Below are 13813 nucleotides of genomic sequence, written 5' to 3' on the forward strand. Positions count from 1 at the left end.
CGCCGTCCTTGCTGGGCTTGTCCATGTAGCGCAGCGGGGTGCCGTCGCCGTTGATGTTGATCTTCTCGCCGATGAGGTAGTCACCGGGGTCCGAGGCGTTGTTCGCGTAGAACTCCACGCCGGTGCCGAAGATGTCGGAGGTGGCCTCGTTCAGGCCGCCGGACTCGCCGCTGTAGTTGAGGCCCGCGGTGTTCGAGGTGACGCCGTGGCTCATCTCATGGCCCGCGACGTCGAGCGAGGTCAGCGGGTGGGTGTTGCCCGAGCCGTCGCCGTAGGTCATGCAGAAGCAGCTGTCGTCCCAGAAGGCGTTGACGTACGAGCTGCCGTAGTGGACGCGGGAGTAGGCGCCGACGCCGTTGTTCTTGATGCCGGTGCGGCCGAACGTGTTCTTGTAGAAGTCCCAGGTCTCCTGAGCGCCGTAGGCCGCGTCGGCGGCGGCCGTCTCGTCGGTGGTGGAGCTGGAGGCGGTGCCGGTTCCCCACGTGTTGGTGGTGTTGGTGAACAGGGTGCCGGTGCCGGAGCCGCTGGTGTGCTTCAGGTTGTACGTCTTGTGGCTGCCGCGCGAGGCGTCGGTCAGCGAGTACGTCGAGCCCGACAGGGTGGTGGTGAGGCTGACGGTGCCGGAGTAGAGCGTCTTGCCGGTGCCGGTCGCGTTCTCGATGCCCTGGTACTCGAAGAGCTTCTTGCCGGTGGCCGCGTCGGTGATGACGTGGAGCTGGTTGGGGGTGCCGTCGTCCTGGAGGCCGCCGACGACGGTCTCGTAGGCGAGCACGGGCTTGCCGGAGCCCGCCCAGATCACCTTGCGGGCGCCGTCGGGGGCGGACTCGGCGGAGCCGAGGGTCCTGGCGGCGCCGACGGCCTGCTTCTCCGCCGTGGCGGCGGCGATCTTCGGCGTGAGCGAGGACACCGCGATCGTCTGGGTGGTGGCCCGGGTGACGCCCTCGGCCTTGCCGGACTTCGCGGTGTGGACGACGAGGTCGCCGCCGAGCACGGGCAGGCCCGCGTAGGTGCGCTCGTAGCGGGTGTGGACGGTGCCGTCCACGTCCTTCACGACGTCTCTGGCGACCAGCTTCTCCTGGGCGCCGAGGCCTATTCGCTGCGCGGTCTCGGTGGCCTCGGTCTGCGCCTGCTGGATGAGGCCGGTGCGGGCGGCGGCCGACAGGAGGGTGGGGGCGCCGGCCAGGGGCTTGGCGGCGGCGGCCGAGGTGGGCTGGGCGCTGGCGTTGGTGGCCAGGCCGGTGGAGATGAGGGCACCGGCGGCGACGGCCGTGGCGATGGCGAGGGTGGTGCGCTTGTGACGCGCGTAGAGGGGGCTCACAGTAGCTCCTTCGCGTGGGGGAGTCCGGGCGGCGTGGGGTCACCGTCCGGGGTGGGGCTGAAGTTGCTGTGCTGCTGCGGCGGGTGGGGGAAGCGTGGCACCACGGACGCGTACATGTCATGACCCCGAGGTGATGTTGGCTGAAAAGAGGCGTCCGATAGTTGTTGCGGCCGTGTGAACAGGTGCCGTCCGGGGCGTCGAAACCCCGGACGGCACCGGGTTCACCGGGCCGTCGCCCACGGCCCGGCGGCCGTTTACGGGAAGGTCACCTTCCAGCCGTTGATCCGGCCGGTGTCCTGCGCCGCCTTGTCCTGGACCTTCAACGTCCAGGTGCCGTCGGCCGGTTCGGCCGAGGCGTTCAGCACATAGGTGTCGTCGACGTCGTCCGCCGAGTCGGAGGAGCTGGCGTCCTTCAGGCGGTACGACGTGCCCGACGGGCCGAGCAGATCGATCACCAGGTCACCGCGCCAGGTGTGGCTGATGTCCACCGTGACCCGGAGGTTGCTCGGCGCGTTCCCGCCCCGGCCCGCGACCGTGATGGCCGAGGTGACCGCGGGCCCGTTGTCCGGGATCGCCACCGGCGTGGTGCTCTCGTACGAGGTGCCGGTCTCGCCGCCGGGCCGGGTGCCGACCCCGACGCCCGCCCACGCGTCCTGCACCGCCGTGTACTCCGGGCTGTCCGTGCCGTACAGCTCCCCGGCGGCCGCCAGGGTGCCGGTGCGGGCGGCCTTGTAGTTGGTGGTGGAGGTCCACTTGGTGGTCAGCGCCCGGTACCAGATCTGCAGCGCCTTGTCCCGGCCGATGCCGGTGACCGGAACGCCGTCGGCGGTGGGCGAGTCGTAGCTCACGCCGTCGATGACCTTGGCGCCGCTGCCCTCGCTCAGCAGATAGAAGAAGTGGTTCGCCGGGCCCGACGAGTAGTGCACGTCGATCCCGCCGAGGCCGGAGTACCAACTGTCCTTCGACGCACCGTCCTTGCTCGGCTTGTCCATGTAACGCAGCGGCGTGCCGTCGCCGTTGATGTCGATCTTCTCGCCGATGAGGTAGTCGCCGGGGTCGGAGCTGTTGTTCGCGTAGAACTCCACGCCCGTGCCGAAGATGTCGGAGGTCGCCTCGTTCAACCCGCCCGACTCACCGCTGTAGTTGAGCCCGGCGGTGTTCGACGTGACGCCGTGGCTCATCTCGTGACCGGCCACGTCCAGCGCGGTCAGCGGGTCGGCGTTGTTCGCGCCGTCGCCGTAGGTCATGCAGAAGCAGGAGTCGCTCCAGAAGGCGTTGATGTACGAATTCCCGTAGTGCACACGGGAGTAGGCACCCACGCCGTCGTTCCTGATGCCGGTGCGGCCGAACGTGTCCTTGTAGAAGTCCCACGTGGTCGCGGCCCCGAAGTGCGCGTCCGCGCCCGCCGTCGCCGCGTCGGAGATGGTGCCGTTGCCCCAGGTGTCGGAGGACTGGGAGAACAGGGTGCCGGTGCCGGAGGAACCCCGGTTGAGGTTGTATGTCTTGTGGCCGCCGCGCGCCCCGTCGGTGAGCGTGTACGCCGACCCCGACTGGGTGGTGGTCAGCGGGACCTGGCCGCTGTACTGGGTGTTGCCGACGCCGGTCTCGATGCCCTGGTACTCGTAGAGCTTCTTGCCGGTCGTGGCGTCGGTGATCACGTGCAGCTCGTTGGGCGTGCCGTCGTCCTGGAGACCGCCGACGACCGTCTCGTACGCGAGCACGGGTGTGCCGGAGGCGGCCCAGATCACCTTGCGCACGCTGTCCGCGGCGGGCCTGGTGCCGCCGAGGGTCTTCGCGCGGCTGACGGCCTGCTGCTCGGCGGCGGCCTTCGTGACGGCCGGGGTGAGACCGGCGACCTTCAGCGTGGCACCGGTGGCCCGGATGACGCGCCGCGTCGCGCCGGACTTCGCGGTGTCCACGATCAAGTCGCCGCCGAGCACGGGCAGTCCGGCGTAGGTGCGCTCGTAGCGGGTGTGCACGGTGCCGTCGCCGTCCTTGACGACATCGCGGACGACCAGCTTCTCCTCGGCGCCGAGCCCGATGGAGCGGGCGGTGGCGGCCGTGCCGGTGTCGGCGTGCCGGATCAGCTCCGTGCGCTGGGCGGGGGAGAGCCGTACCGCCGTGTGCGCGGGATCGGCCTTGCTCGGGTGCGGGGCGGCCGGGGCGGCGCTCGCGACACCCGACTGGACGGCGGCGGCCAGGAGGGCGGCGACACCGGCCAGGGCGACGACGGCGGTGCGACGGGGGGCGGGGGCGATGCGTCTGCGGGAGGAACTGCTGCTCAACACTGACTCCTTCTGCATGGCCGCCGGTCGTGCGGCCAGGGGAGACCGGACGTTGGTCGAGCGCCCGGGCAGAACAGGGCTGTGCGCGGAACCTGTACGCGTGCGGGAACCGGCCCACACGGTGCGCCGTGAGAGCTGTGGGGCTGCTGTGAGCCGGTACGACAAGGTTGTCAGGCGAGCGGGACAACTGTCATGACCACAAGGGCAAGTTGGCTGGAATGGGCGCCGGAGCAGGCCGCGCTGACCGCCGACGGCGACTTCGTGGCGGGGCGGGCGGCAGGAGCGGGCGGGGCGCGGCCCGCCCGCCGGTCAGCGCTCCGCCAGACTCTCCCGCCAGGCGCGGTGCAGGTCCGCGAACCTGCCGGTGCCGTCGATCAGGGTCTTCGGCTCGCCGTCCTCGACGATCCGCCCGTCCTCCATCACCAGCACCCGGTCCGCGATCTCGACCGTGGAGAGCCGGTGGGCGATGACCACGGCGGTACGGCCCTGGAGGACGGTCGCCATCGCCCGCTGTACCGCGCGCTCGCCCGGGATGTCCAGTGAGCTGGTCGCCTCGTCCAGGATCAGGACCGCCGGGTCGGCCAGCAACGCCCGTGCGAAGGACACCAGTTGGCGCTGTCCGGCCGAAATGCGCCCCCCGCGCTTGCGTACGTCGGTGTCGTAGCCGTCGGGGAGGCGACTGATGAACTCGTGGGCGCCGATGGCCTTCGCCGCGCGCTCGACGTCGGCGCGGTCGGCGTCCGGGCGGCCGATGGCGATGTTGTCCGCGACCGTGCCGGAGAACAGGAAGGACTCCTGGGTCACCATCACGACCGCACGCCTGAGGTCGAGGGCCGGCAGCTCGCGCAGGTCCACCCCGTCGAGCAGCACCCGCCCGGCGGAGGGGTCGTAGAAGCGGGCGACCAGCTTGGCCAGCGTGGACTTGCCCGCGCCCGTCGAGCCCACCACGGCCACCGTCTGCCCGGCCGGGATCGTCAGGTCGAAGCGGGGCAGCACCTCGCCACCGGTGCGGTAGGCGAAGCCGACCCCCTCGAAGACGACCTCGCGACCGGTGAACCCGTCCCGCACCGGCGGGAGTTCACGCGGCGACACCGGCTCCGGCACCGAGGGCGTCTGGGCCAGCAGCCCGGCGATCTTCTCCAGCGAGGCGGCCGCCGCCTGATAGGAGTTGAGGAACATCCCGAGCCGGTCGATCGGGTCGTACAGCCGCCGCAGATACAGCACCGCCGCCGCGAGCACACCGAGCGCGAGCGAGCCGGTCGCCACCCGGTAGGCGCCCCACAGCACGATCGCCGCGACCGTGGTGTTGGCGACCAGCCGGGAGCCGGTCACGTAACGGGCCATCTCCAGCAGGGTGTCGCCGTTGCGCAGCTCGTAACTCCGGTTCAGCACACCAAAACCGGTGTCGTTCACGGCCTCCCGGCGGAACGCGCGCACCGGGCGGATGCCGTTCATCGTCTCCACGAACTTGACGATCACCGAGGCCATCGCCGTCGAGCGCGCCCGGTACGCCCGCCCCGCGCGCCGCTGGTAGATCCGCACCAGCGCGTACAGCGGACCGAACGAGGCCACCGCGACCGCGCCGAGGCCGACGTCCAGCCACAGCAGCAGGGCCGCGATGTAGACGAACGACAGGACCACGCCCACGAGTTCCTGGAGCCCCTCGCCGAGGAGTTCGCGCAGGGCCTCCACGTCCGCCGTGGCGCGGGAGATCAGCCGCCCTGAGGTGTACCGCTCGTGGAAGTCGACGCTCAGCGCCTGCGCGTGCCGGAAGATACGGCCGCGCAGATCCAGCAGCCCGTCCTGGTTGACCCGCGCGGACGACTCGATGAACGCGAACTGGAAGCCGCCGGAGCCCAGCGCGCACAGCGCGTACCCCACCGCGACGGCGAGCAGCGGCCCGTGGTCGTGCCGCCCGAGCGCGGGCACGGCGGTGTCGATGGCGTACGCCACCAGCAGCGGGCCGGACTGCGCGGCCGCTTGCTGGAGCAGCAGCAGGAGCACGGTGAGGGCGACCCTGCCCTTCATGGGCGCGAGGAGCGAGCGCAGCAGGGCGCGGGTGGCGCCGTCGGGGGCGGGCAGCACGTCGCGGTCGAAGGGGTCGCCGTCCGAGGCGTGTCCGGGTGGGGCGGACTCGGGTTCAGGGAGGTCGTCGCTCGTGCCGTGTCCGTGCGGGGCGGACTCGGGCTTCGGCGGGTCGTCGTTCGCGCCGTGCCCGTGCCCGTGCGGGGCGGATTCCGGCTTCGGCAGGTCGTCGCCCGTGCCGGGGGCGGCGGACGCGGTCGTCGTCATCGGCGGTCCTCCGAGGCGTGGGGGGTGGGCTCGCCCGACATCAGGCGGGCGTACTCGGCGTTCGTGCGCAGCAGTTCGCGGTGCGTGCCGACGGCGGTGATCCGGCCGCCGGAGAGCAGGGCGACCCGGTCGGCGAGCAGCACGGTGGAGGGGCGGTGGGCCACGATCAGGGCGGTGGTGTCCGCGAGGACCTCCCGCAGCGCCGCCTCGACCGCCGCCTCCGTGTGCACGTCCAGCGCCGACAGCGGGTCGTCCAGGACCAGGAACTCCGGGCGCCCGACGACCGCGCGGGCCAGCGCCAGCCGCTGCCGCTGCCCGCCGGAGAGACTGAGCCCCTGCTCCCCGACCCGGGTGTCCGGGCCCTCGGGCAGCTCGTGCGCGAAGTCGGCGCGGGCCACCGCGAGCGCCCGGTCCAGGTCGGTGCGCTCCGCGTCCTTCCCGGCGCCCATCAGCACGTTCTCGGCGACGCTCGCGGAGAACAGCGTCGGCTCCTCGAAGGCGACGGCGACCCGGGCGCGCAGCTCCGCGCGGGACATGGCGGTGATGTCGACCCCGTCCAGGGTGATCCGGCCCCGCGTCACCTCGTACAGCCTGGGGACGAGCGCCGTGAGCGTCGTCTTGCCACTGCCGGTGGCCCCGACCAGCGCCATCGACTCACCCCGCCGGACGTGCAGATCGACCCCCTCCAGCAGGGGAGCGGTGCCGGGCGGCACGTCGGGGTGCCGGAAGCCGACCCCCTCGAACCGGAGTCCGCCCGCCTCCTCGTCCTCGCGCGCGGCGGAGGGGACGGGCGTGTCCCCGGCGTCCTCGGGCGCCTCGTCCATCACCTCGAAATACCGCTCCGTCGCGGTCGCCGCCTCCTGGGTCATCGCCAGCAGGAAGCCGATGGACTCCACCGGCCAGCGCAGGGCGAGCGCGGTGCTGAGGAACGCGACCAGCGTGCCCGCCGACAGGCCGCCGTCCGCCACCCGCAGCACGCCCAGGATCAGTGCCGCGCCGATCGCCAGCTCGGGCAGCGTCATGATGACCGCCCAGATCGCGGCCAGCAGCCGCGCCTTGTGCAGCTCCGTGCCGCGCAGCCCGACCGCCACCTCGTGGAAGGCGCGGGCCTGGCTGTGGTGGCGCCCGAAGCCCTTGACGACCCGGATGCCGAGCACGCTCTCCTCGACCAGCGTCGTCAGGTCGCCCACCTGGTCCTGGGCGCGCCGCGACGCCAGCGCGTACCGGTGCTCCACGACCGCACAGGCGACGACCACCGGCACGGCGGGCCCGAGGACGACAAGGCCCAGCGCCCAGTCCTGCACCAGCATGATCACCACACCGGCGACGATGGTCACCGAGTTGACGATGATGAACGTCAGCGCGAAGGCGAGGAACATCCGCAGCAGCATCAGGTCGGCGGTGCCCCGGGAGAGCAACTGGCCCGAGGACCAGCGGTCGTGGAACGACACCGGCAGCCGCTGGAGGCGCCGGTAGAGCGCGGCCCGCAGATCCGCCTCCACCCGCGACAGCGGCCGCGCCACCAGCCACCTCCGCAGCCCGAACAACAGCGCCTCGGCGATCCCGAGCAGCAGCAGACACAGCGCGCCGAGCCACACCCCCGACGGGTCGCGACGGGCGACCGGACCGTCCACCATCCACTTCAGCACGAGCGGGATCACCAGACCGGTGCAGGAGGCGACGACCGCCACGACGACGGCGGCGCCCAGCCGGACCCGTACGGGCCGGACGAACGGCCACAGCCGTAGCAGGGTGCGCACCGTGGAGCGCCGGACCTCGGGGTTCGTGTGTGTAGTGGCCATCATCGCGAGCGTACGGACGCGCACCGCCGCCGCCCACCGAGTTTTGGCCGGACCCGTATCCGTCCGCGGACCTACGACCAGCGGCTTCACGGGGCGGCACATGGAGGTCGTGGCCCAGGGACCGGGAAGGTCGTAGCCCAGGATCAACCGATCGGATGATGCCGCTTCGAGCGCGACGGCCGATGTGGCCGGTGCCCTCCGCCCGCGAACCTCGGACCATGGCATCCGTCATCGAAGTCACCGACCTGCGCAAGTCCTACGGCGGCCGCGCCGTCGTGGACGGCATCTCCCTCGCGGTCGAGGAGGGCGAGATCTTCGGCGTCCTCGGCCCCAACGGCGCCGGCAAGACCACCACCGTGGAGTGCGTGGAGGGGCTGCGCGTCCCCGACGCGGGCCGCGTCCGCGTCACCGGCCTCGACCCCGTCGCCGACCACGCCGAGGTCGCCCGGGTCCTCGGCGCGCAGCTCCAGCAGAGCGAGCTCCAGCCCAAACTCACCGTGCGCGAGGCACTCGAGCTGTACGCCTCCTTCTACCCGGCACCGGCCGACTGGCGGACCCTGGCCGAACGCCTGGGCCTGACCGACCGGGTGGACACCCGCTTCGCCAGGCTCTCCGGCGGACAGCAGCAGCGGCTGTTCATCGCGCTCGCGCTGATCGGCAGCCCGCGCGTCGTCGTCCTGGACGAGCTGACCACCGGGCTCGACCCGCGCGCCCGCCGGGACACCTGGCAGCTCATCGAGGAGGTCCGCGCGAGCGGGGTCACCGTCCTGCTCGTCACCCACTTCATGGAGGAGGCCCAGCGCCTCTGCGACCGGATCGCGGTGATCGACAAGGGCCGGGTGGCCGCCCTCGACACCCCGGCCGGGCTCATCCGCCGCTCGGCGGGCGCGACCGTCATCAGCTTCACCCCGTCCGCCCCGCTGGACGACGCCGACCTCTCCGCCCTCCCCGGCCTCGCCTCCGTCGCGCACAAGGACGGCCGGATCACGCTCTCCGGCACCGACGCGACCGTCGACGCCGTCCTCACCCTGCTCGCCCGACACCGCGTCACCGCCCACCAGCTGCGCGTGTCCGACGCCACCCTCGACGACGCGTTCCTGGACCTCACCAAGGAGGCCGCCGCATGAACACCACAGCCCCGAGCACACCAGCCCCAAGCGCCCCGGCCCTGCACACCACCCTCCTCAACACGGCAGTGCTGCGCACCGAGTTCCGCCTCTTCCGCCGCGAACCCGGCGCCGTCTTCTGGATCCTGCTGTTCCCGACCCTGCTGCTGGTGGTCCTCGGCTCGATCCCCAGCTTCCGCGAGAGCGACGACGCGCTCGGCGGGCAGCGGCTGATCGACGTCTACGTGCCCGTCGCCGTCCTCATCTCCCTGATCATGGCCGGGGTCCAGTCGATGCCGCAGGCCCTCACCGGCTACCGCGAGCGCGGCATCCTGCGCCGCATGTCCGCCACCCCCGTACGCCCCGCCGCGCTGCTGACCGCCCAGATGACCGTGCAGGGCGCGGCCGCCCTGTGCTCGGCGCTGCTCGCGCTCGCCGTCGGCCGGATCGCCTTCGGTGTACGGCTGCCGGAACAGCCCCTCGGCTATCTGGCCGCGCTCGCCCTGGCCGCCCTGGCCGCCCTCGCCCTCGGCTCGGTCGTCGCCGCGGTGTCCGGCACCACGAAGATCGCCGGGGCGGTCGGCACGATGGTGTTCTTCCCGATGATGTTCTGCGCCGGACTCTGGCTGCCCGTGCAGTCCATGCCGCACACCCTCGCGCGGATCGTCGGTGTGACCCCCTTCGGCGCCGCCGCCCGCGCCCTGGGCGAGGCCGCCACCGGCCACTGGCCCGGCTGGGAACACCTCGGCGTGCTCGCGCTCTGGACCGTCCTGCTCACCGCGGCGGCCGCCCGCTGGTTCCGCTGGGAGTGAGCGCATGCCCGACACCGGCACGGCCGTGTCCGACACTGAGGGGATGACGCAGGCGGCGGACTTCGGACGACGGGCCTTCTTCGACAGCTGGGGCCCCTACGCGCTCCTCGCCGCCGGGGCGCTGACGGCGGCCGGGTCGGCCCGGCTCGTCGGCATGAGCCGGGCCGAACTGTACGTCTCCGGCGTGCTGGTGGTGTTCGCTGTCGTCCTGCAACTGGCCTGGGGACGCGCCATCCGCGACCGGTCGGCGCCGAGCGCGACCGGCGCGGCCTTCTACTTCGTACGGTGGGCCAACGGGTTCGTCCTCACCTGGCTCAACCCGTTCTTCGCCTTCTACGCCGTCACCGGGTACTACAACGGCGCCCGGCAGCTGCCGCGTCGGCTGATGATGCCCGGCCTGTGCCTGACCGCCGCCACCATGGCGGGCAGCGAGATCGGCGGGATGCCGCCGCGCGGGCCCGTGCTCTGGCTGGGCTTCGTGGTGGTGTTCGGGGTCAACATCGGCATGGTCGCCCTCTTCACCCGCTTCAACGAACAGGAGCAGGCCCGCGCCCGCGAACAGGCCGGGACCATCGCCGAACTGGAGCGCACCAACACGGCGTTGCAACAGGCACTCGACGAGAACGCGGCCCTTCACGCCCAACTCCTCGTGCAGGCACGGGAAGCGGGCGTGGCCGACGAACGCCGCAGGCTCGCCGCGGAGATCCACGACACCATCGCCCAGGGCCTGGCCGGCATCATCGCCCAGCTCCAAGTCGTCTCCAGCGCGCAGGACTTGGCGACCGCCCGCACCCACCTGGAGCGCGCCTCCGCACTCGCCCGGCACAGCCTCGGCGAGGCCCGCCGCTCGGTGCACAACCTCGCACCCGTCGCCCTCGCCGCCGACGGACTCCCCGAGGCGCTGAAGAAGACGGTCACCGACTGGGGCGAACGGACGGCGATCCGCGCCGAGTTCACCGTCACCGGCACCGCCGAACAGCTCCACGAGGAGGTCGCGGCCACCCTGCTGCGCATCGCCCAGGAAGCCCTGTCCAACGCGGCCCGGCACGCCCGCGCCCACCGCCTCGGCGTCACCCTCTCCTTCATGGGCGACGAGGTCGTCCTCGACATCCGCGACGACGGCACCGGCTTCGACCCGGCCGCCGTCGCGCCCCGCACCCGCGCCGGAGGCTTCGGTCTCGACGGCATGAGGGCCCGCGCCGAGCGCATCGCGGGCACCCTCACGGTCGAGTCCGAACCGGGCCACGGCACGGCCGTCTCGGCTCGCGTACCGTTGGTGCGCGATGACCGCTGACACCCCGATCACCCTGCTCGTCGTGGACGACCATCCCGTCGTACGGGACGGTCTGAGCGCCATGTTCGCCTCCGCGCCCGGCTTCACCGTGCTCGGCGAGGCGGCGAACGGCATCGAGGCCGTCGAGCGGGTCGCCGCCCTGGACCCGGACGTGGTGCTGATGGACCTGCGGATGCCCGGCGGTTCCGGCGTCGACGCCATCCGCGAGCTGACCCGGCGCGGCGCCCGCGCCAAGGTGCTCGTCCTCACCACCTACGACACCGACTCCGACACCCTCCCGGCCATCGAGGCGGGCGCCACCGGCTACCTCCTCAAGGACGCCCCGCGCGACGAGCTGTTCACCGGCGTCCGCGCCGCCGCCGAGGGCCGTACCGTGCTCTCCCCGGCCGTCGCCTCCCGCCTTGTCTCGGCGGTCCGCGCACCCGCGACCCCCGGCAAGGAGCCGCTGTCCGCGCGCGAGCGCGAGGTCCTCGCCCTGGTCGCCCGGGGCACCTCCAACCGCGAGATCGCCCGCGAACTGTTCATCAGCGAGGCGACCGTGAAGACCCACCTCACCCACCTCTACACCAAGCTCGGCGTCAAGGACCGCGCGGCGGCGGTGGCGGCGGCGTACCAGCGGGGCATTCTCGGTTAGGCCCCAACAAGGCTCGTACAACGCCGTGTTCAGAGCACCCGCAGCAACAGCACCGACCGCGCCGGAAGCGTGATCTCCGACCCCGCCGGATGCACCGCCCCCGGCGCACCGGTCTGCTCCTCCAGGGAGGTGTCGACCACCACCTCGTACGACCCCGCCCACGGCGCCCCCGGCAGCGTGAAGCCCACCGGATCCCCGCCCGCGTGCAGCACGGCGAGGAAGCTGTCGTCCAGGATCGGGGCGCCCCGCTCGTCCCGCCCCGGGATGTCCCGGCCGGACAGATACATGCCAAGCGTGGCAGCCGGGGCGTACCAGTCGCCCTCCGTCATCTCCCTGCCGTGCGCGGTGAACCAGGCCAGGTCCCGCAGCCCGTCCGCCGAGTGCGCGCGGCCGGAGAAGAAGGCACTGCGGCGCAGCACCGGGTGCCGGTGGCGCAGGGCGATCAGCCGCGTGGTGAGGTCGAACAGCGGGCGCCACTCCGGGTCGTCGAGCAGTGACCAGTCCACCCAACTGGTCTCGTTGTCCTGGCAGTAGGCGTTGTTGTTGCCGCCCTGCGTGCGCCCGAACTCGTCCCCGGCGACCAGCATCGGCACGCCCGTGGACAGCAACAGCGTGGTCAGCAGGTTCCGCAACTGCCGCCTGCGCAGGGCCCGTACGCTCTCGTCGTCCGTCTCGCCCTCCGCCCCGCAGTTCCAGGAGCGGTTGTCGTGGGTGCCGTCGCGGTTGTCCTCGCCGTTGGCCTCGTTGTGCTTGTGCTCGTACGACACCAGGTCGCGCAGGGTGAAGCCGTCGTGCGCGGTGATGAAGTCGACCGAGGCGTACGGGCGTCGGCCGCCCCAGGCGTACAGGTCGCTGGAGCCGGAGAGCCGGTAGCCCATCTCCCGTACGTCCGGCAGCGCGTGGCGCCAGAAGTCGCGCACGGTGTCGCGGTAGCGGTCGTTCCACTCGGTCCACAGCGGCGGGAAGGCGCCCACCTGGTAGCCGCCCGAGCCGATGTCCCACGGCTCCGCGATCAGCTTCACCCGGCGCAGCACCGGGTCCTGGGCGATGACCGCGAGGAACGGCGAGAGCATGTCCACGTCGTGCATGGAGCGGGCCAGCGCGGCCGCGAGGTCGAAACGGAAGCCGTCCACGCCCATCTCGGTGACCCAGTAGCGCAGCGAGTCCGTGATCAGCCGCAGCACCTGGGGGCGGACCACGTGCAGGGTGTTGCCGCAGCCGGTGTAGTCGGCGTAGCGGCGGGCGTCCGGCTGGAGGCGGTAGTAGGCCCGGTTGTCGATGCCCTTCAGGGACAGCGTGGGGCCCAGCTCACCCGCCTCCGCCGTGTGGTTGTAGACCACGTCGAGGATCACCTCGATCCCGGCCGCGTGCAGCGCGCGCACCATCCGCTTGAACTCGCCGACCTGTTGTCCGGCCGTACCGGAGGCGGAGTAGGAGGCGTGCGGGGCGAAGTAACCGATCGAGTTGTAGCCCCAGTAGTTGGTCAGGCCCCGGCGCAACAGGTGGTCCTCGTGCGCGAACTGGTGGACAGGCAGCAACTCCACCGCTGTCACGCCCAGTCGGGTCAGGTGCTCGATCGCGGCGGGGTGCGCGAGCCCGGCGTAGGTGCCGCGCAGCTCCTCCGGGACACCCGGGTGCAGCTTGGTGAAGCCCTTGACGTGCAGCTCGTAGATGACCGAGTCCGCCCACGGCGTCTTGGGGCGGCGGTCGTCGGACCAGTCGTCGTCGTCATGGACCACCACGCCCTTGGGCACGAAGGGCGCCGAGTCCCGCTCGTCGCGCACGGTGTCGGCGACCCGCTGGTCCGGCCAGTCCCGGACGTGCCCGTACACCTCCGGCGGCAGCGTGAACTCCCCGTCCACGGCGCGCGCGTACGGGTCGAGCAGGAGCTTCGCCGGGTTCCAGCGGGCGCCCGTCCACGCGTCCCAGCGGCCCTCCACCCGGTAGCCGTAGCGGGTGCCCGGCAGGACGCCCGGCACGAAGCCGTGCCAGATCTCGTGCGTCAGCTCGGTCAGCCGCACCTGTGTCTCGCGCCCCCGCTCGTCGAACAGGCACAGCCGGACCGCCTCGGCCCCGCCCGCCCACAGCGCGAAGTTGGTGCCCGCCACCCCGTCCGGGCCGGTGCGGAACCGGGCCCCCAGCGGGGTCGACGACCCCGGCCACACGGGCGGGCCCGGCGGCACCGCGCGATGGCCCTCGCGCACCACGGCGGTCACCGGGCCGCCCTGTGCGGGCGGCTGTCCCGCCCGCGCCCGCTGCTCGGCTGCGCT

General features: G+C 72.4%; 9 protein-coding genes. 4 read left to right on the top strand and 5 right to left on the bottom strand.

Annotated elements, in window-relative coordinates; all coding sequences use genetic code 11:
* The 4 genes from GTW40_RS26345 to GTW40_RS26360 all read right to left on the bottom strand — a co-directional run.
* Positions 1-1318: M4 family metallopeptidase (locus GTW40_RS26345; protein WP_161182655.1), on the bottom strand; the 1318-nt coding region annotated here is incomplete at its 3' end.
* A 254-nt stretch (positions 1319-1572) separates the two neighbouring features.
* The gene (locus GTW40_RS26350) at positions 1573-3603 is read right to left on the bottom strand and encodes a M4 family metallopeptidase (protein WP_161182656.1); all 2031 of its coding nucleotides are present in this window, start codon (positions 3601-3603) and stop codon (positions 1573-1575) included.
* A 309-nt stretch (positions 3604-3912) separates the two neighbouring features.
* The gene (locus tag GTW40_RS26355; protein WP_161182657.1) at positions 3913-5895 is read right to left on the bottom strand and encodes an ABC transporter ATP-binding protein; all 1983 of its coding nucleotides are present in this window, start codon (positions 5893-5895) and stop codon (positions 3913-3915) included.
* The gene (locus GTW40_RS26360; RefSeq protein WP_161182658.1) at positions 5892-7697 is read right to left on the bottom strand and encodes an ABC transporter ATP-binding protein; all 1806 of its coding nucleotides are present in this window, start codon (positions 7695-7697) and stop codon (positions 5892-5894) included. The genes GTW40_RS26355 and GTW40_RS26360 overlap by 4 nt, the downstream gene beginning before the upstream one ends.
* Before the next feature lie 218 nt (positions 7698-7915).
* Here GTW40_RS26360 and GTW40_RS26365 point away from each other — a divergent pair, with 218 nt between their 5' ends.
* The 4 genes from GTW40_RS26365 to GTW40_RS26380 are packed head-to-tail and all read left to right on the top strand — an operon-like array spanning position 7916 to position 11543.
* Positions 7916-8824, top strand: coding sequence for an ABC transporter ATP-binding protein (locus GTW40_RS26365; RefSeq protein ID WP_161182659.1), 909 nt, complete (start codon positions 7916-7918; stop codon positions 8822-8824).
* Positions 8821-9615, top strand: a complete 795-nt coding sequence (locus GTW40_RS26370; RefSeq protein ID WP_161182660.1) for an ABC transporter permease — start codon at positions 8821-8823, stop codon at positions 9613-9615. Before GTW40_RS26365 ends, GTW40_RS26370 begins: the two co-directional genes overlap by 4 nt.
* Before the next feature lie 43 nt (positions 9616-9658).
* Positions 9659-10909 (top strand): sensor histidine kinase, encoded by a 1251-nt coding sequence (locus GTW40_RS26375; protein WP_161182661.1) that lies wholly within the window; start codon positions 9659-9661, stop codon positions 10907-10909.
* Entirely contained in the window at positions 10899-11543 is a 645-nt protein-coding gene (locus GTW40_RS26380; protein ID WP_161182662.1) for a response regulator transcription factor, read from the top strand. Before GTW40_RS26375 ends, GTW40_RS26380 begins: the two co-directional genes overlap by 11 nt.
* A 29-nt stretch (positions 11544-11572) precedes the next feature.
* Here the strand turns inward: GTW40_RS26380 and glgX are convergent, their stop codons facing one another.
* Positions 11573-13759 (bottom strand): glycogen debranching protein GlgX, encoded by a 2187-nt coding sequence (gene glgX, locus GTW40_RS26385; RefSeq protein WP_343245793.1) that lies wholly within the window; start codon positions 13757-13759, stop codon positions 11573-11575.
* Positions 13760-13813 lie beyond the last annotated feature (54 nt).

The sequence above is a fragment of the Streptomyces sp. SID4985 genome (genome assembly GCF_009863025.1).
GTDB lineage: Bacteria > Actinomycetota > Actinomycetes > Streptomycetales > Streptomycetaceae > Streptomyces.

Excerpts from the sequence above, each read along its gene's own strand:
- GTW40_RS26355 (WP_161182657.1), bottom strand. The coding sequence starts at position 5,895 with ATGACGACGACCGCGTCCGCCGCCCCCGGCACGGGCGACGACCTGCCG.
- GTW40_RS26360 (WP_161182658.1), bottom strand. The coding sequence starts at position 7,697 with ATGGCCACTACACACACGAACCCCGAGGTCCGGCGCTCCACGGTGCGC.
- GTW40_RS26365 (WP_161182659.1), top strand. The coding sequence starts at position 7,916 with ATGGCATCCGTCATCGAAGTCACCGACCTGCGCAAGTCCTACGGCGGC.
- GTW40_RS26370 (WP_161182660.1), top strand. The coding sequence starts at position 8,821 with ATGAACACCACAGCCCCGAGCACACCAGCCCCAAGCGCCCCGGCCCTG.
- GTW40_RS26375 (WP_161182661.1), top strand. The coding sequence starts at position 9,659 with ATGACGCAGGCGGCGGACTTCGGACGACGGGCCTTCTTCGACAGCTGG.
- GTW40_RS26380 (WP_161182662.1), top strand. The coding sequence starts at position 10,899 with ATGACCGCTGACACCCCGATCACCCTGCTCGTCGTGGACGACCATCCC.